We start from the raw sequence: 19979 nt of genomic DNA on the forward strand, positions 1-19979 counted from the left end.
GTGACGGGGTCCGGGCCGCCTCGGCATCCGGTGGCTCAGCGGATCAGTAGACCATCCCCATGACCTCGCGCACGTGCGCGAGGGTCTCCTCGGCCACGGCGTTCGCGCGCTCGTTGCCCGCACGGAGCACGGAGAAGAGGTGGCCGGGATCCCTCTCGAGCTCCGCACGGCGGGCGCGCAGCGGGGCGAGGTGCTCGTTGAGCAGCTCCGCGGTCATGATCTTGAGGGTGCCCGCGCCCTTGTCGCCGATCTCCTCCGCGATCTCCTGCGGCGTGCGATCGGAGCAGAGGGAGGAGAGCATGAGCAGGTTCGCGACCTCGGGGCGGTTCTCGGGGTCGTAGGTGATCAGCCGCTCCGAGTCCGTCTTGGCCTTCTTGATCTTCTTGAGCGTCTCCTCGGGGCTCATGCGCAGCATGACGGTGTTGCCGAGGGACTTGCTCATCTTCGCGGAGCCGTCGAGGCCCAGGATCGTGGGCGCCTCGGAGAGCAGGGCGTCGGGCTCGGGGAAGTACGCCTCGCCGCCCGCGTAGCGCTCGTTGAACCGGCGGGCGATGACGCGGGTCTGCTCGATGTGCGGCAGCTGGTCCTTGCCCACGGGGACGAGGTTGCCGTGGCAGAAGAGGATGTCCGCCGCCTGGTGCACGGGGTAGGTGAGCATGAGGCCGCCCATGGCCGTCTTGCCCGCGGCCTGCAGCTCCGCCTTCACGGTGGGGTTGCGCTCGAGCTCGGGCTGGGTGACCAGGGACAGGAACGGCAGCATGAGCTGGTTCAGGGCCGGGACCGCGGAGTGCGTGAAGATCGTGGAGCGCTCCGGGTCGATCCCGGCGGCGAGGTAGTCGGTGAGCAGCTCGCGCACGGAGCCCTGGATGTCGCCGAGGATCTCGCGGTCGGTGATGACCTGGTAGTCCGCGACGATGACCCAGCTCTCCACCCCGGCGTCCTGGAGCCGCACCCGGTTGCGCAGCGAGCCGAAGTAGTGGCCGATGTGCAGGGCGCCGGTGGGGCGGTCGCCGGTGAGCATCCGCAGCCCGGAGGGATCGGTGCGGATCTTCTCCCAGAGGGCGTCGCTGCGCTGCTGGGAGGTGGAGTAGCTGTCGGTGCGGTCTGTCTCGGTCACCGCCCCATGCTAGCGGCCGCGCCGGTCGAGCCGCGGGCCACGAGCTGGGGCCGGACCACGACCTCGGTGCGGGCGGGCCGGCGGGACTGCTCCCCGCCGCCGAGGGCCGCGCGCACGGCGGCGCGCGCGAGCGCCGGCACGGCCTGTCGCACGGTGGTCAGCGGCGGGTTCGTCAGCGCCGCCCAGAAGACGTCGTCGTAGCCGACGACGGAGACGTCGCCGGGCACGCTCAGGCCCATGGCGCGGATCGCCTCGAGGGCGCCGGCCGCCATGACGTCGGAGCCGCAGACGATCGCGGTCGCGCCGCGGTCCACGAGATCGCGCGCCGCCTCGTACCCGCCCGCGTAGGAGAAGTCCGTGAAGGCGACGGGACGGTCCTCGGGCGCGGCGGCGGCCATGCCCTCGTCGAAGGCGCGGAGCTTCTCGCGCACGGGCCAGGTGTGCTCGTCGCCCATCGCGAGGCCGATCCGGCGATGGCCGAGGTCCTGGAGGTGGCTGAGGGCGGAGCGCACGGCGTGCTCGTCGTCCGTGGAGAGGTAGGAGGCGTCGAGGTCGTCGCGCACGCCGTTGACGAGCACGAGCGGGGTCCCTGCGGCGATCACCTCGCGGTAGTGGTCCATGGGGCCGACCTCCTGGGCGTGGTGGCCGGAGACGACGATGATCGCCTCCGCCCCGCTCGAGAGGAAGCGCTGGAGGATCTCCCGCTCGCGGTCCACGGTCCGCGCGCGCATCCCGACCAGCAGCGAGGCGCCGCGCTCGAAGAGCTCCGCCTCGATCCGCTCCGCCCAGGCGGTGAAGACCTGGTTCTCGAGGTCCGGGACGAGCAGGCCCACGAGCGGGCCGCTGCGGACGGCGTCGAGGCCCACGTCGCGGCCGAGCCGCCGGGCGACGTCGATCACGACCCGCCGGGTCTCCTCGTTGACGCCGCTGCGGCCGTTGAGCACCCGCGAGACGGTCGCCTCGCTGACGCCGGCCTCCTGGGCGATGTCGATGAGTCGTGCCATGCCGCCCATCCTCTCCGATCGTGGCGCCATCGCCCGTGACCGATTCGTTGCCTGCAAGATCTTGCGCATTCTTGCACATCTTCCATCCGTGGATCTACAGTGCTCACATCATTCGCCGGCCCAAGGGTGGACCGGCATGACACGATTCGAAGGAGAAGACGTGCTGATCCGTCGCAAGAACTTCCTGGCCCTCAGCGGTGCCGCCACCGCCACTGCCCTGCTCGCCGCCTGCGGCGGTGGCTCCTCCGACGACGCGGGCACCACCGGCGGCGCCTCCGACGCCGGCGGGGCCTCGGGCGCCTCCGACGCGGGCGGCGCCGTCACCCGCGCCGACGCCGACCTCGTCATCTGGACCGACGAGGAGAAGGCCGTCTCCCTCGAGGAGCCGGCGAAGGCCTGGGGCGAGGCCAACGGCCTCACCGTCGCGGTGCAGACCGTCGCCGAGGACCTCCAGCCCAACTTCATCACCGCCAACCAGGCCGGCAACGGCCCGGACATGATCGTCGCGGCCCACGACTGGATCGGGAACCTGGTCCAGAACGGCTCCATCCAGCCCGTGCAGCTCCCGGCCGCCGCGACGGAGGCCATCGCACCGATCGGCCTCGAGGCCGTGACCTACGACGGCCAGACCTACGGCGCCCCCTACGCGGTCGAGACCCTCGTGCTCTTCGCGAACAAGGCGCTCACCGACGTCCCCGAGCCGAAGACCGTCGAGGAGCTCGTCGAGGCCGCGAAGGCCGGCGGCGCCGAGAACGTCCTCGCGCTCCCGGTCGGCGAGCAGGGCGACGCCTACCACATGGAGCCCTTCTACACCTCGGCCGGCGGGTACCTCTTCGGCAAGGACGGCGAGGGCAACCTCGACCCCTCCGACGTCGGCGTCGGCAAGGAGGGCTCGATCACGGCCGCCGAGAAGATCGGCGAGCTCGGCAAGGACGGCGTGCTGAAGACCTCGATCTCCGGTGACAACGCGATCTCCCTGTTCACCGACGGCAAGGCGGCCTACCTGGTCTCCGGCCCGTGGGCGCTCGAGGACATCCGCACCGCGAAGATCGACTTCGCCATGAGCGCCGTCCCCGGCTTCGAGGGCATGGACCCCGCGGTGCCCTTCGCCGGCGTCAACGCCTTCTACGTCGCGACCAACGGCAAGAACCCCGCCTTCGCGCAGCAGTTCGCGACCGCCGTCGCCTCCTCCGCGGACATCGCCGAGCAGATGTTCCCCAAGAACGAGCTGCCCCCGATCAACCTCGAGCTGCAGGAGAAGCTCTCCGGCGACTACCCCGAGATCGTGAAGATCGCGGAGCTCGCCGGCAGCGCGGAGCCGATGCCCGCGATCCCCGAGATGGCCGCGATCTGGGGCCCGCTCGGCCAGGCCGACGCCAACATCGTCGGCGGCGCCGACCCGGAGTCGACCATGACCTCCGCCGGTGAGGAGATCACCAAGCAGATCGGCGGCTGACCGCCCCCGGGTGACCCCGAGCGGGGTGCGGCGCGATCACGCCGCACCCCGCTCCCCCTCCGCCGGCACCCCGCCGGCCCTCCGCCGTGACCGAAAGGCAACGCCGCCATGTCCTCCGCCCAGGCGCCCGCGCACCGCGAGCGCACCACGACCATCCCCGCCGTGATCGCCCGCGTGGTGCTGCTCGGCGCCGTCCTCGCGGTGGTCGCCTTCACCGTCCCGATCGCCGTCGCCCAGCAGCAGTGGATGTGGCTCGTGGTCATGCTGCTCGCCGCGGTCGCGATCTTCGTCGTCTACTCGACCAAGCGCTTCATCCCGGGGAAGTACCTGCTCCCGGGCACGCTCTTCCTCGCCGTCTTCCTCATCACCCCGATCGTCCTCACGATCGGCTACTCGTTCACGAACTTCGGCGACGGCACCCGCGGCACGAAGGAGCAGGCGATCGAGCAGATCGTCGCGAACTCCGTGCAGCAGACGGACGACTCGACCTGGTACAACATGTCCGTCGCCGTCGACCCGGGCGGCGACCCCGCCGCCGGTCCCTTCACCCTCCTGCTCGTGGACCCCGCGAGCGGCGAGGTGCTCGCGGGCGACGCCGAGACCTCCCTCGAGCCGGTCCCCGCCTCCGACGTCACCGTCGCCTCGGGCTTCGTCACCGCCGCGAAGGACTACGAGGTGCTCGACGCCCGCCAGGTCAACACCGCCTACAAGGCGCTCCAGGAGCTCGCGGTCCCCGTCGACGACACCTCCGCGGTGCGCGTCCAGGGCGCGAACCAGGCCTTCGTCGGCACCACCGCCCTCTCCTACGACGAGGCGAGCGACACCATCACGAACGCGGCCACCGGCGAGACCTACACGGTCGGCAAGGTCGGCGACTCCGAGTACTTCGTGGGCGCGGACGGCAAGCGCGCCTTCAGCCAGTCCTGGCTGCAGGGCGTGGGCGGCGAGAACTACCTGCGCCTGTTCACCAACGGCGCGATCGCCAAGCAGTTCGGCGCCGCCTTCGTGTGGACCCTCGTCTTCGCGCTCGGCTCCGTGCTGCTGACCTTCGTGGTCGGCTTCGCCCTCGCGCTCGTGCTCAACGACGAGCGGATGAAGGGCCGGCGCCTGTACCGCTCCGTGCTGCTGCTGCCCTACGCGGTGCCCGGCTTCATCTCGCTGCTCGTGTGGTCGAGCTTCTACAACAAGGACTTCGGCCTCATCAACGAGACCCTGGGCCTGTCGCTGAACTGGATGGGCGACCCGACCCTCGCCAAGGCGGCGGTGCTGCTGACGAACCTGTGGATGGGCTTCCCCTACATGTTCATCGTCTCCACCGGCGCGCTGCAGGCGATCCCGAACGACGTCATGGAGGCCGCGCGGATGGACGGGGCGAACCGCCTCCAGACCACCGTCAAGGTCGTCACGCCGCTGCTGCTGGTCGCGGTCTCCCCGCTGCTCGTGGCGAGCTTCGCCTTCAACTTCAACAACTTCAACGCGATCCAGCTGCTCACCGAGGGCGGACCGTTCCTCCCCGGCGAGTACACGCGCGGCGGCACGGACATCCTCATCTCGATGATCTACCGCATCGCCTTCGGCGGCTCGGGGGCCGACTTCGGCTTCGCCTCCGCCGTCTCCGTCGCCCTGTTCGCCCTCACCGGCATCCTCGCGGCGATCCAGTTCCGGTTCACGAACGTCCTCGAAGACGTCAACTGAGAGGCGGCCACCATGAGCACTCCCCCCACCTCCGTCACCCGGCAGCGGCGCCTCCCCCTCGGCCGCTGGTTCGCCGAGATCGGCTGGCGCCACGTCGTCGGCATCATCGCCGTCCTCTTCGCGGTCTTCCCGATCCTCTTCGTGGTCTCCGCCTCGCTGAACCCGCTCGGCACGGTCTCCTCGACCGGGATCATCCCGAAGTCCTTCAGCCTCGTGCACTACCGCGAGCTCCTCTCCGGCGCGCGCGGGCCGTTCCTCACCTGGTACCTCAACACGATCATCGTGTGCGTCGTCGTCGCCGTGGTCCAGGTGTTCCTCTCGACCCTCGCCGCCTACGCGTTCAGCCGCTTCCGCTTCGCGGGCCGCCGGATCGGCCTGCTCTCGCTGCTGCTGATCATGATGTTCCCCTCGGTGCTCGCGATGATCGCCGTGTACACGATGATCTCGGGCCTCGGCCAGATCTTCCCGGGCCTGGGCCTGAACTCGCTTCCCGGCTACATCGTGGTCCTGCTCGGCGGGTCCCTGGGCCAGGTGTGGCTCATCAAGGGCTTCTTCGACACCGTGCCGAAGGAGCTCGACGAGGCCGCGATCATCGACGGCGCGAGCCACTGGCAGGTCTTCTCCCGGATCCTGCTGCCCACGCTCACCCCGATCCTCGCCACGACCGTGCTGCTCGCCCTCGTGGGCGTCCTCAGCGAGTTCCTGCTGGGCTCGATCTTCCTCACGGCGAACGACAAGAAGACCCTCGCGGTGGGCCTGTACGGCCTGCTCTCGGGGGACCGCTCGAACAACCTCGGCGTCTTCGCCGCGGGCTCCGTGATGATCATGATCCCGGTGATCGTGCTGTACCAGTTCCTCCAGCGCTACATCGTCGGCGGCTCGACCGCCGGCGCCGTGAAGGGCTGATCCCCGTGACCGATCTCCCCGTCGGCCCCGTCGGCCCCGTCGGCCTCCTGCCCGTCGACGACTCGGGCGTGCCGCTCGCGGAGCAGCCGCACCACGACGGCGGCCCCCGCCACGTGCGGCACGAGGGCGCGCTGCGCCTCGGAGACCCCGCCGTCCTGCGCGTGTGGGTGCCCGCCGCGTACCCGGCGCGCACCCTCGCGCTGCGGGCCATGGTCGACGGGGAGATCCTCACCGCCACGCTCGAGGAGGAGCCGGTCTCCCCCGGCGAGCGCGGCCGCTGGTTCACGACGACCCTCGTCGCCGCGAACCCCGTGGTGGGCTACCGCTTCTGCGTGCTCGCCGATCCCGGCGCGGTGACCGCCTCCGGCGCCCCCGTGCCCGCCTACGCCTGGCTCACCGCCGCGGGCCTGGTCCCCTGGGACGTGGCCGACGCGACCGACTTCCGCCTCGTGGCCCACGACGGCGCGCCGGAGTGGGTCGACGACGCGGTCGTCTATCAGGTCTTCCCGGACCGCTTCTCCCGCAGCGCCCGCGTGCCCGTCGACGCCGGGGGCCGCCCCGCCCCCGCCGAGCTGCCGGGCTGGGCGGTGCCCATGGCCTGGGACGAGGAGCCCGCCGTGCGCGGCGATCTCACGGGCCGCCAGTACTACGGCGGCGACCTCGACGGGGTCATCGACCGGCTCGACCACATCGCCTCCCTCGGTGCGGACACCCTCTACCTCACGCCCGTCTTCCCCGCCGGCTCCGTGCACCGCTACGACGCCTCGACCTTCGACCGCGTGGACCCGCTGCTGGGCGGAGACGAGGCGCTCGCCCGGCTCTCCGCGGCGCTGCACGAGCGCGGCATGCGCCTGCTGCTGGACCTCACCACGAACCACACGGGCGCCACCCACGAATGGTTCCGCGCCGCCCAGGCGGACCCTGCCTCCGAGGAGGCCGGCTTCTACCTCTTCACCGATCACCCGGACGGCTACGTCAGCTGGCTCGACGTCGCCTCGCTGCCCAAGCTCGACCTGCGCTCCGAGGCGCTCCGGGACCGCCTCACCCGCGGCCCCGGATCGGTGGTGGGCCGCTACCTCGACGCGCCGATCGAGGCCGACGGCTGGCGCATCGACGTCGCCAACATGACCGGCCGCCACCGCGACGTGGACGTGACCCACGAGGTCGCGCGCGAGATCCGCGGCACCCTGCGGGAGGCGCAGGAGCGCACCGGCCGGGAGACCTGGCTGATCGCCGAGCACGGCCACGACGCCTCGGGGGACCTCGCCGGCGACGGCTGGCACGGCACCATGAACTACGCGGGCTTCACCCGCCCGCTCTGGGCCTGGCTCGCCGATCCCGCCTCGACCCTCAACTGGCTCGGACTGCCGATGACCCTGCCGTCCCTGCCGGGCACCGCCGTGCGCCGCACCCTCGCCGGCTACGGCGCCCACCTGCCCTGGCCCTCCCGCCTGCACTCCCAGAACCAGCTCTCGAGCCACGACACCCCGCGCACGCGCTCGGTCGTCGGGACCCGGGAGCGGCAGCTCGTCGCCGTCGCCGCCCTCGCGACCCTCCCCGGCGTGCCGACCCTCTTCGCCGGGGACGAGATCGGCGCCGAGGGCCTCACCGGGGAGCACTCCCGCACCCCGATGCCCTGGGACGCGATCGCCGCCGAGGACGCGACGGCCGTGGACACCGAGGTGCTCGCCGCGACCCGCGCACTGCTGGGCCTGCGCCGCGAGCAGGTCGCGCTGCGCCGCGGCGGCCTGCGCTGGCTCCATGCCGGGGCCGACTCCCTCACCTTCGTGCGCACGCACCCGGACGGCGACGTGCTCGTGCACCTCGCGCGCGACGCCCATCCGCCGGTCCTGCTGGACCCGCAGGGCCCCGGGCCGGTGGGGACCCCCACCGTGCGGGAGTCCGTCGGCGCGGTCACCGCCGACGTCGACGGGCCCGTGCTCCGCCTCGCGGCCACCGCCCCCGGCGCGATCGTGCTCTCCCTCTCCTGAGCGGCGTCCGCGCCGCTCCCGATCTGCCTCACCCGCTCCCCACTCCTGAGAAGCTGTCCCGAGACTCAGGCCCACCCCGGAAGGACCCCATGACCCTCGCCCCCGCGCCCCTCGAGCAGTCCGCATCGTCCGAGCAGGCCGCCCGCGCCGAATGGTGGCGCGACGCCGTCGTGTACCAGGTGTACCCGCGCTCCTTCGCCGACAGCGACGGCGACGGCATGGGCGACCTCCCCGGCGTGACCGCCCGCCTGCCCTACCTCCGCGATCTCGGGGTCGACGCCCTCTGGCTGTCCCCCTTCTACACCTCGCCCCAGAACGACGCCGGCTACGACGTCGCCGACTACACGGACGTCGACCCCCGCTTCGGCACCCTCGCCGACGCCGACGCCCTGATCGAGCAGGCGCACGCCCTGGGCCTCAAGGTGATCGTGGACCTCGTCCCGAACCACTCCTCGAGCGACCACGTGCTCTTCCAGCAGGCGCTCGCCGCCGCCCCCGGCTCCCCCGAGCGGGACATGTACGTGTTCCGCGAGGGACGCGGCGAGCACGGCGAGCTGCCGCCGAACAACTGGACCTCGATCTTCCACGGACCCGCCTGGACCCGCGTGACGGAGGCCGACGGCACCCCCGGCCAGTGGTACCTGCACATCTTCGACACCACCCAGCCGGACTGGAACTGGGAGAACCCCGCCGTCCACGAGATGTTCCAGGGCGTGCTGCGCTTCTGGCTGGACCGCGGGGCCGACGGCTTCCGGGTCGACGTCGCGCACGGCATGGTCAAGCCCGAGGGGCTGCCGGACGCGACCGTCAACGCCGAGGGGCTCATCGACATCCCCGAGGGCGAGGTCCCCGTCTACTTCGACAACGACGGCGTGCTGGACATCTACCGCGAGTGGCGGCCGATCGTCGACTCCTACGAGGGCGATCGCATGATGGTGCTCGAGGCCTGGATCCCCGAGCACCGCCTGCCGCTCTACATCGGCCGGGAGGAGGCGCACCAGTCCTTCAACTTCGGCTTCCTCCAGGCGCGCTGGGGCGTGGAGACGATGCGCGCCGCGATCGAGAAGCCGCTCGCCCTCGCCGACGCCGTCGACGCCCCCACCACCTGGGTGCTCTCCAACCACGACGTCATCCGCCACGCCTCCCGCTACGGCTTCGCCCCCGACCACGCCTTCGGCGAGGGCCTCGCCCGCGACGAGGAGCCCGACGCCGCGTTGGGCCTCGCCCGCGCCCGCGCCGCGACGCTGCTCATGCTGGCCCTGCCGGGCGCCGCCTACCTGTACCAGGGGGAGGAGCTGGGCCTGCCGGAGGTGCGCGACATCCCCGACGAGCTGCGCGAGGACCCCTCCCACCACCGCGCGGGCGTCCCCGGCCGCGACGGCTGCCGGGTGCCGCTGCCCTGGGAGCAGCACGCCCCCGCCTTCGGCTTCTCCGCGACCGGGGAGTCCTGGCTCCCCCAGCCCGCCGAGTTCGGACCGCTCGCGGCGGACGCCCAGTCCGGCCGCGAGGGCTCGACGCTGGAGATGTACCGCCGCGCCCTCGCGCTGCGCTCGGAGCTCGGACTGGGGCGTCCCGAGGCGGGCGTCGCCTTCCTCGACGGCCTGCCCGCGGGCGTGCTCGGCGTGCGCCGCGGCGAGGTCACGGTGCTCGTGAACACCTCGGAGGAGACCGTCGCCCTGCCCTCCGCGCTCGCGGGCGCCGAGGTGCTCGTCGGCTCCGGGGAGCACCCGGCTCCCGCCGGCGAGCTCCCCGCGGACACCGCCGTCTGGCTGCGCACGGCCTGACACCGGCTCCCGGCGTGACCTGGGCCGCGCAGCCGTGTGGCTGCGCGGCCCGGGCCCGCGCCCTCGTTAGGATCGCCCCTATGCGCACGCCCTCCACGCCGACCGATCCCGGCTTCGACGTCGTCGTCCTCGGGGCGGGACTGAACTCCCTGAACCTCACGATCGCCTTCCACCAGCAGTACGGGATGCGATGCACCACCGTGGTGCGGATCCCCGTGGAGATGAACGCCCGCACCGTCTCCACCGACCTCGTCGCGCTCGGCGCCGACGCGACCGACGAGGACATGCGCGACGCGCTCCTCGACCTCGCCGCGCAGCGCCCCGAGGGCCGCCCCGCCCTGCTGCTGACGAACGCCGACTCGCTGATCGCCTTCATCAACCGCTTCCGCGACGACCTCGAGCCGCACTACCTGCTCGCGCAGGTGCCCGCGGAGCTCCTCGAGCGCCTCGCCGACAAGGCGGAGTTCGCCGAGCTGTGCGAGGAGCTCGGCATCGGCACCGTCCCCACCGTCGTCGTCGACTTCTCCCGCCAGGAGGAGGACGGCTGGAACGGCACCGCGGAGCTGCCCTGGTCCTACCCGGTCGTCGGCAAGGCCGCCAACACGGCGGAGTACCACGACGTGCACTTCCCCGGGAAGCGCAAGGTCTTCTTCCTCGAGACCGCCGCGCAGCAGCAGGAGCTCGTCGCGGATCTCCGGGCCGCCGGCTTCACCGGGCGCTTCCTGTTCCAGGAGCTCATCCCCGGGGACGACACCGCCGAGCGCTCGATCACCGCCTACCGCAGCAGCCGGGGGAAGGTCACCCTGCTGTGCGCCGCGCAGGTGCTGCTCGGCGAGCACACCCCCGAGGCGCTGGGCCGTCCGGCCGCGATGGTCACCGGCGACTTCCCGACCCTCACCGACGCCGCCGCCCGCTTCCTCGACGCCGTGGACTACGTGGGCTTCGCGAACTTCGACGTGAAGGTCGACCCCCGCACCGGCCGCGAGTGCTTCTTCGAGATCAACCCGCGGATCGGCCGCAACAACTACTACGTCACCGCGACCGGCGAGTCCGTCGCCCGTCACGTCGTCGAGGACCGCGTCCACGGGCGGGACATCACGCCCGTGCGGGTGACCGAGCCCGTGCTCTACTCGATCCTCCCCGTGCCGCTCGTGCTGCGCTACCTGCGCGACCCCGTGCTCCGCTCGCGCGTGAAGCGCCTGGCCCGCACGCGCCTGGCGAACCCCTTCCGCTACGGCCCCGAGGGCCTGTGGATGCGCGCCTACGCGACCGTCTCCGGGCTGAACTTCGTGCGCAAGTACCGCGCCGTCTACCCGCGGCCCACCGACTCCGGCTTCTGAGCAAAGGACCCCTCCCCCATGACCGGCACCCCGAGCACCCCCGGCGTCGACCTCGTCCTGCTGGGCGGCGACATCGGCGTCTACGCCCTCGCCCGCGCCTTCCACGAGCGCTACGGCACCGTCGCGACCGTCGTCACCCGCACCGTCTCCGGCCCCGTCGCGGACTCGCGCCTCCTCACCACCCGTGAGCTCGGCGCGGACGCCTCCGAGGACGCGATGGTCCAGGCGCTGCTCGCCGTGGGCCGCGAGAAGAAGGCCGCCGGTCTGCGCCCGATCCTGCTCGCCAACGCCGACTTCCTCGTGCTGCTCCTCGCGAATCACCGGGAGGCCCTCGGCGAGTTCTTCCACCTGCCGCTGCTCGGGGACGACGTCCTCGCCGCGGTCGCCGACAAGGCGACCTTCTCCCTCACCTGCGAGGAGATCGGCGTGCCCACCCCGGGCACGATCGTCCTGGACTTCGCGGGCGGCGCGCTGCCGGAGATCCCGGAGATCCCCTGGGACTTCCCGGTCGTCGCGAAGGCCTCCCGCTCCTCGGCGTACTCCGCGGTGAGCTTCCCCGGCAAGCGGAAGGTCTTCGAGATCGCGGACCGCGCCGAGCTCGAGGACCTCGCCGGCCGGCTCCAGAGGGCCGGCTACACCGACCGCTTCGTCGTCCAGGAGCTCATCCCCGGTGACGACACCGCCATGCTCTCGGTGACCGCGTACGTCGACACCCGCGGCGAGGTGACCCTGCTCGGCGGCGCCCACGTGCTGCTCGAGGAGCACACCCCCGGGGCGCTCGGGAACCCCGCCGCGATGTTCACGACCGACCTCGGCGACGTGCTCGTGCAGTCCGAGCGGTTCCTGCGCCGCACCGGCTACCGCGGCTTCGCGAACTTCGACGTGAAGGTGGACCCCCGCGACGGAGTCGCGAAGTTCTTCGAGGTGAACCCGCGGATCGGCCGCAACAACTACTACATGACCGCCGCCGGGGCGAACGTCGCGATCCCCGTCGTCGCGGACATGGTCGAGGACCGCGCGATCGAGCGCATGGTCCCCACCGCGGAGATCCTCTACTCGATCGTCCCGTGGGCCCTGCTGCGGCGCTACATCGTCGACCCGGCGCTGCGGGCCCGGGTGCGCGCGATCGGCCGCCGCCGCACCGTGCACCCGCTCGCCTCGCCCGTCGAGGGGCCGCGCCGCCGCGGCTACGTCGCGGTCGCGAAGGCCAACCAGGTGCGCAAGTTCCTGCGCCACTACCCCCGGCCCACGGCGCTCGGGTTCTGAGCACCCCGCTCCCGCGCTCCCGCGCCCCGGTCCCCGGACGGCCCCCGCCTCGACAGGCGGGGGCCGTCTTCCTAGGGTGGCGCCATGACCGACGCCGACGCCTTCACCCTCGTCTCCCGCGCCCTCCCGGACGGCTCCGTCGTGGGGCCGCCGCAGCTGGTGGCCTCGCAGGGCGGGCAGAACCTGTCCCCGGACCTCGCCTGGAGCGGCGCCCCCGAGGGCACCCGCTCCTTCGCGGTGACCTGTTACGACCCCGACGCGCCGACGGGCTCCGGCTTCTGGCACTGGATCGCCTGGGACGTGCCCGCCGCGACCACCTCGCTCCCCGCGGGCCTCGAGCGCGAGCATCCCAGGATCCGCCAGGCCGTCAACGACTTCGGCAACCCCGGCTACGACGGGCCCGAGCCCCCGGCCGGTCCCCCGCACCGCTACGTGTTCACCGTGCACGCGCTGCCCGTGGAGCACCTCGAGGCGGATCCGGCGGCGCCCCACGTGGCCGCGCGCTTCGCGATCTTCACCCAGCAGCTCGCCTCCACCTCGTTCACAGCCACCTATCAGGTGTCCGAGGAGCACACAAGGGGGTAACACTCCGCAACGTCACGGGCGTGCCCCGTCGTCGCTCCCCGAACCCCGCCCTACGCTCGACGTATGAGCATGCACCGGTCCGGGATCACCCGGCAGCACCGAGGATCAGACCGTGGTCGGACGAAGTTCCACCGCGCGGAGGATGTCCCCGGCGTTCCCAGGTGCGAGGCTCGGGGGGTGCACGTGATGAGGAAGCGACATGCGGAACGGACGACCGGCTCGGGCCGGCCGCTGCGGGTCCTGCTGACCACCGACTGGTGGGAGCCCGTGGTCAACGGCGTGGTGGCCTCGGTCGCCACCCTGCGCCGCGAGCTGATCGCCCTGGGCTGCGACGTGCGGGTGCTGACCCTCGCCTCCGGCCTGCGCACCCGCAACGAGGACGGCGTGTACCGGATCGGCTCCGTCTCCGCCGGCATGGTCTACGACAGCGCCCGGATCGGCATGCCCGCCTCCAAGCGCGTGCTCCGCGAGATCCTCCGCTGGCACCCTGACGTCATCCACTCGCACTGCGAGTTCTCCTCCCACATGTGGGCCCGCAAGATCGCCCGTGCGCTCGACGTGCCGATCGTGCACACGTACCACACGATCTACGAGGACTACACGCACTACTACTCCCCGAGCCGCACCGTGGGCCGGAAGGTCGTCGCGACCTTCTCCCGCCGCGTGCTCGACGGCACCGACGCGGTCGTCGTGCCCACCGAGAAGGTCGCCCGACTGCTCGCCGGCTACGGCGTGACCCGCCCGCAGTACGTCATCCCCACGGGGCTGGACCTCGACCGCTTCCGCCCGGCCCGCACCGAGGCCGAGCTGCACGACGCGGCCGAGCTCCGCGCGGGCCTCGGCATCCGGCCCGACCAGCGGGTGCTGCTCTCCGTGGCGCGCCTGGCGAAGGAGAAGAACCTCGACGAGGTGATCGACCTGGTCGCCGGCGCGGGCCGCGAGGACAGCGTGCTCGTGCTCGTGGGAGACGGCCCCTACCGCGAGGAGCTCGTCGCCCATGCCGCCGCGCGCGGCGTGAGCGACCGGGTCGTCTTCGCCGGCGTCGTGGACCCCTCCGAGGTGCAGCGCTGGTACCGGATCGGCGACCTCTTCGTCTCCGCCTCGCTCTCCGAGACCCAGGGCCTCACCTTCATCGAGGCGATGGCCTGCGGCCTGCCGCTGCTGTGCCGCCGCGACCCGTCCCTGGCCCGCGTCGTCGTCGACGGCCGCACCGGCTGGCAGTACGACGGCGCGGCGGACTTCGCCGCCCACCTCGACCAGATGCTCGGCGACGACCTGCTGCGCGCGGCCATGTCCCACGAGGGCGTCGCCCACGTCCACGCGACCTTCGGCTCGCGGGCCTTCGGCTCCTCGGTGCTGTCGGTGTACCGCTCGGCGATCGAGCGGCGCTCCCCGCTGCGGGTCCTCGCGCTCGAGCCCCTCGCCGCATGAGCGGCCCCGCCCCCGTCCCCGCGCAGGACCCTGCACCGCGGCTGCGGGTGCTCGTCCCCCGCGGCATGGACCAGCTGGCCCGCGAGTCCGGGATCGGCGCGGCGATCCGGCACCAGGAGAAGGTGATCCGGTCGCTCGGCCACGAGGTCGTCCGCAGTCCGCTGGACGACTTCGACGTGGTGCACCTGAACACGCCCTTCCCGGACACCCCGCTGCTCGCCCGCTGGGCGCGGCTGCGGCGCCGGCCCGTGCTCATGTGGGCGCACTCCACGGAGGACGACTTCCGCGACTCCTTCACGGGGGCGAACGCGGTCGCGCCGCTGTTCCGGCGCTGGATCGCCCACCTGTACCGCCGCGGCGACGCGGTCGTCACCCCGAGCGGCTACGCGCGCGAGCTCATCTCCGCGCCGAAGTACGGCCTGCGGGCGCCGATCCACGTACTCTCCAACGGCGTGGACACGTCGTTCTTCCGCCCGGACCCGTCGGCCCGCGGTCGGCTCCGCGAGAGCCTGGGCCTCGCCCCGGAGGCGGAGGTCGTCGTGAGCGTCGGCATGCAGCTCGTGCGCAAGGGCATCGTCGACTGGGTGGAGCTCGCCCGGTCCATGCCCGGCACCACCTTCGTCTGGTACGGCCGCACGGACCCGCGGATGCTCACCGCCGCCGTGCGCCGGGCCCTCGCGGGCGCTCCCCCGAACGCCCTCTTCCCGGGCTACGTGCAGGCCGCCGAGCTCCGCGACGCCTACTGCGGGGCGGACGCCTTCTGCTTCCTCACCACGGAGGAGACCGAGGGGATCGTGCTGCTCGAGGCGCTCGCATGCGGCGCTCCCGTGCTCGTGCGCGGCATCCCCCTGTACCGCGACCAGTTCCCGGACGGCGAGGTCACCCACCAGGTGACCGGCGAGGGACCCGCCTTCGTCGCGGCGACCGCGCGGAAGCTGCGGGCGCTCCTGGACGGGGAGCTCGCGGATCTCCGCGCGGAGGGCCGCGCGGCCGCGGAGGACGTCGACCTCGACCGGGTCGCGGAGCACCTCGCGGCGATCTACGACGCCGCGGGCGTCACGCCCCGCCGCCGCGCCGGGGCGGGCGCCACAGCACGAGCGCGCCGGACTGCCGGCGCCCCGGGCGCTCCCCGCGCCGCAGCGCGCTGACCTCACCGGTCCGGTCGGCGGAGAACACGCGCCGACGGTCGCTCGGCGTCATCGCGGCGAGCGCCTCGCTCACGCGTTCCAGCTGCTCCTGGAGGGCGCCGACCTCCTCCTGCAGCTCGAGGATGCGCTTGATGCCGGCGAGGTTGATGCCCTCCTCCTGGGAGAGCCGCTGGACCTCGCGCAGGTTCGCCACGTCCCGCGCGCTGTAGCGGCGACCGCGCCCGCTCGTGCGCTGCGGGGAGACGAGCCCCAGGCGGTCGTACTGGCGCAGGGTCTGCGGGTGCATGCCGGAGAGCTCCGCCGCGACGGAGATGACGAAGACGGGGGCCCGCTCGTCGAAACGCTGCTGCGGTGCCATGCGCCGCTCCTTCCCTGGATGATCCGACGGGCCTCGCCGCGTGGGCGAGGCCCGCCAGGATGTCAGCGCGCGGCGGCCTCGGCCAGACCGGCGCGCGGGTCCTCGTCGCCGAGGGCCGCACGGAGGTCCTCGACGGCCTGCTTCGCCGCGCCCTCGACGTGCGAGGGGACGGCGACCTCGAGGGTCACCAGCAGGTCGCCGGTGCCCTTGGACGTCGCGAGGCCCTTGCCCCGGGCGCGCAGCACGCGCCCCGAGGGGGTGCCCGCGGGGACCTTCATGCGCACGCTGCCGCCATCGAGCAGCGGCACCTCGAGGGTCGTGCCGAGCACGGCCTCGTCGAAGGCGACGGGGACCGTGAGGCGCAGGTTCTTCCCGTCCATGGTCCACACCGGGTGGGGGTCCACCTGGAGCAGGAGCAGGAGGTCGCCCGCGGGGCCGCCGCCCTGACCGGGGCGGCCCTTGCCGCGCAGGCGGATCTTCTGGCCGTCGTGGACCCCCGCGGGGATACGGGCGGTGACCGACCGGCCCTCGACGCTCGCCGTCACCTCGGTGCCGAGCGCCGCCTGGCGGAAGGTGATGCGGGTGCGCGCGGTGACGTCCTCGCCGCCGCGGGGGCCGGCCGAGAAGCCCGCGGGCCCGCCCGGGCCGCCGCCCTGTTTGAACATCCGCAGGATGTCGTCGAGGTCGGGGTTCGCGCCGCCGCCACCGGTGCCGGGGAAGCCGCCGGCGCGGCCGCCCGCTCCGCCGAACATGGCGGAGAAGACGTCGTCGAAGCCGGCACCGGAGGCGCCGCCCTGCCCGGCGGAGAACCGGGCGCCGCCCGAGCCCATCGCGCGGATCGCGTCGTACTGCTGACGCTGCTCGGGGTCGTTGAGCACCGAGTAGGCCTCGCCGACCGCCTTGAAACGGTCCTCGGCCGTGGGGTCGTCGGGGTGGCGGTCCGGGTGCAGCTCCTTGGCCTTCTTCCGGTACGCCTTCTTGATCGCCGCGGCATCGGCGTCCTTCGAGACGCCGAGGACCGCGTAGAAGTCCTTGTCGATCCAGTCCTGTCCGGACATGTGCCGCGTCTCCTTCCGGGGAGCGTCGATGGGGGGGGTCGTGGCACGGGGTCACGACGGGAAGGGCCCGGCCGCGGGGCCCGTCGGAGCGGGTCCGACGGACCCCGCGGCCGGGGAGGGGGCGAGGGTCAGGCGGGGCCCTGGGTGGCCACGCGGGCCGGCCGCACGACGCGACCGCCCACCGTGTACCCGGGCTGCATGACCATCGTCACCGTGGTGGAGGTGGCCTCCTCGGAGTCCTGGTGCATCAGGGCCTCGTGGAGGGACGGGTCGAACTCGTCGCCCACCGCGCCGAAGCTCTCGAGGCCCTGCGAGCGCAGCGTCTCCAGGAGCTTCCCGGTGATCGAGTGGAACGGGGTGCCCTCGGCGATGTCGCCGTGCTGCCGTCCCAGCTCGATGTCGTCGAGCACGCCGATGAGCGAGGCGAGGACGCGGCTCGCGGCCGCCTCCTTCGCCGTCTCCGCGGCCTGCTCGATGCGACGGCGGGAGTTGACGTACTCCGCCTGCTCACGCTTGAGCTGGTCGGTGAGGGACGCGACCTGCGCCTCGAGCTCGGCGACCCGCCCGTCGGCCTCGGAGGCGGCGGCCTCCTCGAAGAGCTGCGCGGCCTCGGCGTCGATCGGGTCGACGGCCTCGTCCTGCGGCTCCTGCGGAGCGGGGGTCTCCCCCGCAGGACGGACGCTGCCGTCCTGCGGGTCGACCTTGCGCTTGTCGGTGAAGGAGAACCTCGGCTCACCCTCGGGCCGCTGCGCGTCGTCGGGGGTGCTCCGGTCCTCGGTCATCACTTCTTCTCCTCGTCCTCGTCCACGATCTCCGCGTCCACGACGTCCTCGTCCGAGGAGGAGGCGTCGTCGGCGGTGCCCTCGGCGCCCTCGGCGCCCGCGGCGTCGCCCTGCTGGGCGTAGATCGCGGTGCCCACGGCCTGCAGGGCCTCGTTGAGCGCGTCGCGCTTGGCCTCGAGGTCCTCGGTGGAGGCGTCCTCGGTGGCCAGCAGCTCCTTGCCCGCCTTGATGGCGTCCTCGGCCTGCGTGCGGTCCGCGTCGGAGATCTTGTCGGCGTTGTCGGCCAGGAGCTTGTCGCCCTGGTAGGTCAGCTGCTCGAGCGTGTTGCGGGCGTCGGCGTTCTTGCGGCGCTCCTCGTCCTCCGCGGCGTGGGCCTCGGCGTCCTTCACCATGCGGTCGATGTCGTCCTTGGAGAGGGCGGAGCCGCCGGTGATCTGGATGGACTGCTCGTTGCCGGTGCCGCGGTCCTTGGCGGTGACGTGCACGATGCCGTTGGAGTCGATGTCGAAGGTGACCTCGACCTGCGGGATCCCGCGCGGGGCCGGCGCGATGCCGGTCAGCTCGAAGGTCCCGAGCAGCTTGTTGTCACGGGTGAACTGACGCTCGCCCTGGAACACCTGGATCGCGACGGAGGGCTGGTTGTCCTCCGCGGTGGAGAACACCTCGGAGGTCTTCGTCGGGATGGCCGCGTTGCGCTCGATGAGCTTGGTCATCACGCCGCCCTTGGTCTCGATGCCGAGGGAGAGCGGGGTGACGTCCATGAGCAGGACGTCCTTGCGCTCGCCCTTGATGACGGCGGCCTGGAGAGCGGCGCCGACGGCGACGACCTCGTCCGGGTTGACGCCCTTGTTGGGCTCCTTGCCGGTGAGCTCCTTGACGACCTCGGAGACCGCGGGCATGCGGGTCGAGCCGCCCACGAGGACCACGTGGTCGATGTCGGAGATCTTCACGCCGGCGTCCTTGATCACCTGGTGGAAGGGCGCCTTGGTGCGCTCGAGGAGGTCCTTGGTCATGTCCTCGAACTGCGCGCGGGTGAGCTTCTCGTCCAGGTGCAGCGGGCCGTTCTCCGACATGGAGAGGTACTGCAGCGAGATGGACGTGGAGGTCGAGGAGGAGAGCTCCTTCTTCGCCTGCTCGGCGGCCTCCTTGAGGCGCTGCAGGGCGATGCGGTCCTTCGAGAGGTCCACGCCGTCCTTCGACTTCACCTGGGAGATCAGCCAGTCGACGATCTTCTGGTCCCAGTCGTCGCCGCCGAGGCGGTTGTCGCCCGCGGTCGCCTGGACCTGGATGGCGGAGCCGTCCTCGTCCTTGCTCACCTCGAGGAGGGACACGTCGAAGGTGCCGCCGCCGAGGTCGAAGACGAGGATCTGCTCGTCGTCCTGGCCCTTCTCGAGGCCGTAGGCGAGGGCCGCCGCGGTGGGCTCGTTGATGATGCGCAGGACGTTGAGGCCGGCGATCGTGCCGGCGTCCTTCGTGGCCTGGCGCTCGGAGTCGCTGAAGTACGCGGGCACCGTGATGACGGCGTCGGTGACGGTCTCGCCGAGGTAGGACTCGGCGTCCTTCTTCAGCTTGCCGAGGGTGCGGGCGCTGATCTCCTGCGGGGTGTACTTCTTGTCGTCGATCTCCACGGTCCAGTCGGTGCCCATGTGGCGCTTGACCGAGGCGATCGTGCGGTCGACGTTGGTGACGGCCTGGCGCTTGGCGACCTCGCCGACGAGCACCTCGCCCTGCTTGGAGAAGGCGACGACGGACGGGGTGGTGCGCGCGCCCTCGGCGTTCGCGATGACCGTCGGCTGCCCGCCCTCGAGGACGGAGACGACGGAGTTGGTGGTGCCGAGATCGATTCCGACGACACGGGACATGTGTGCCTGCCCTTCTGCGGCGCTGGCGCCGCGGTGATTCGACTGGCCGCGGGGTCCGCGGCTCCGCCGGCCGCCTGGCCGGCGGCACGATTGAGTGACTACGGCTCAAGTACAGGACCACCGATCACGGTTGTCAATCTGCGGCTCACCGAACCTGAGTACACCAGGCTCAACTACGCAGGGATCGGCATCATTC

16 protein-coding genes are annotated in these 19979 nt (G+C 72.3%); 10 read left to right on the forward strand and 6 right to left on the reverse strand.

Annotated features, from left to right (window positions below; genetic code table 11):
- Positions 1–43: 43 nt before the first annotated feature.
- Both trpS and NLU66_RS14035 read right to left on the reverse strand, forming a co-directional pair.
- Positions 44–1117 carry a tryptophan--tRNA ligase gene (gene trpS, locus NLU66_RS14030; protein ID WP_259360254.1) on the reverse strand — a complete coding sequence of 358 codons (1074 nt, stop codon included), beginning with the start codon at positions 1115–1117 and terminating at the stop codon, positions 44–46.
- A complete protein-coding gene (locus NLU66_RS14035; protein WP_259360255.1) occupies positions 1114–2121 on the reverse strand; it encodes a LacI family DNA-binding transcriptional regulator in 1008 nt (335 codons plus the stop codon). The genes trpS and NLU66_RS14035 overlap by 4 nt, the downstream gene beginning before the upstream one ends.
- A 160-nt stretch (positions 2122–2281) precedes the next feature.
- Between NLU66_RS14035 and NLU66_RS14040 the strand changes: the two genes are divergently transcribed.
- From NLU66_RS14040 to NLU66_RS14085, 10 genes are all read left to right on the forward strand, one after another.
- On the forward strand, positions 2282–3577 hold the full coding sequence (locus tag NLU66_RS14040) for a sugar ABC transporter substrate-binding protein (RefSeq protein ID WP_259360256.1): 1296 nt from the start codon (positions 2282–2284) through the stop codon (positions 3575–3577).
- Positions 3578–3685: 108 nt separating this feature from the next.
- Positions 3686–5272 (forward strand): ABC transporter permease subunit, encoded by a 1587-nt coding sequence (locus NLU66_RS14045; RefSeq protein WP_259360257.1) that lies wholly within the window; start codon positions 3686–3688, stop codon positions 5270–5272.
- A 12-nt stretch (positions 5273–5284) separates the two neighbouring features.
- Positions 5285–6178, forward strand: a complete 894-nt coding sequence (locus NLU66_RS14050; protein WP_259360258.1) for a sugar ABC transporter permease — start codon at positions 5285–5287, stop codon at positions 6176–6178.
- A 5-nt stretch (positions 6179–6183) separates the two neighbouring features.
- On the forward strand, positions 6184–8169 hold the full coding sequence (locus NLU66_RS14055) for a glycoside hydrolase family 13 protein (RefSeq protein ID WP_259360259.1): 1986 nt from the start codon (positions 6184–6186) through the stop codon (positions 8167–8169).
- Between the two features lie 89 nt (positions 8170–8258).
- On the forward strand, positions 8259–9953 hold the full coding sequence (locus NLU66_RS14060; protein WP_259360260.1) for a glycoside hydrolase family 13 protein: 1695 nt from the start codon (positions 8259–8261) through the stop codon (positions 9951–9953).
- 80 nt (positions 9954–10033) lie between these two features.
- Entirely contained in the window at positions 10034–11293 is a 1260-nt protein-coding gene (locus NLU66_RS14065) for a carboxylate--amine ligase (RefSeq protein ID WP_259360261.1), read from the forward strand.
- Between the two features lie 18 nt (positions 11294–11311).
- Positions 11312–12559, forward strand: coding sequence for a carboxylate--amine ligase (locus NLU66_RS14070; RefSeq protein ID WP_259360262.1), 1248 nt, complete (start codon positions 11312–11314; stop codon positions 12557–12559).
- Between the two features lie 84 nt (positions 12560–12643).
- Positions 12644–13144: a YbhB/YbcL family Raf kinase inhibitor-like protein gene (locus NLU66_RS14075; protein ID WP_259360263.1), complete on the forward strand. Its 501-nt coding sequence runs from the start codon at positions 12644–12646 to the stop codon at positions 13142–13144.
- A 186-nt stretch (positions 13145–13330) separates the two neighbouring features.
- A complete protein-coding gene (locus tag NLU66_RS14080) occupies positions 13331–14575 on the forward strand; it encodes a glycosyltransferase family 4 protein (RefSeq protein WP_259360264.1) in 1245 nt (414 codons plus the stop codon).
- Entirely contained in the window at positions 14572–15723 is a 1152-nt protein-coding gene (locus tag NLU66_RS14085; protein ID WP_259360265.1) for a glycosyltransferase family 4 protein, read from the forward strand. The genes NLU66_RS14080 and NLU66_RS14085 overlap by 4 nt, the downstream gene beginning before the upstream one ends.
- Here the strand turns inward: NLU66_RS14085 and NLU66_RS14090 are convergent.
- From NLU66_RS14090 to dnaK, 4 genes are all read right to left on the reverse strand, one after another.
- Positions 15632–16081 (reverse strand): heat shock protein transcriptional repressor HspR, encoded by a 450-nt coding sequence (locus tag NLU66_RS14090; protein ID WP_259360266.1) that lies wholly within the window; start codon positions 16079–16081, stop codon positions 15632–15634. The two genes, NLU66_RS14085 and NLU66_RS14090, sit on opposite strands and share 92 nt — an antisense overlap.
- A gap of 62 nt (positions 16082–16143) precedes the next feature.
- Positions 16144–17139, reverse strand: coding sequence for a DnaJ C-terminal domain-containing protein (locus NLU66_RS14095; RefSeq protein WP_259360267.1), 996 nt, complete (start codon positions 17137–17139; stop codon positions 16144–16146).
- A 128-nt stretch (positions 17140–17267) separates the two neighbouring features.
- On the reverse strand, positions 17268–17921 hold the full coding sequence (grpE, locus tag NLU66_RS14100) for a nucleotide exchange factor GrpE (protein WP_259360268.1): 654 nt from the start codon (positions 17919–17921) through the stop codon (positions 17268–17270).
- Entirely contained in the window at positions 17921–19783 is a 1863-nt protein-coding gene (gene dnaK / locus NLU66_RS14105) for a molecular chaperone DnaK (protein ID WP_259360269.1), read from the reverse strand. Before dnaK ends, grpE begins: the two co-directional genes overlap by 1 nt.
- Between the last annotated feature and the right edge of the window lie 196 nt (positions 19784–19979).

Source organism: Brachybacterium sp. NBEC-018 (assembly GCF_024860185.1).
Lineage (GTDB): Bacteria > Actinomycetota > Actinomycetes > Actinomycetales > Dermabacteraceae > Brachybacterium > Brachybacterium rhamnosum.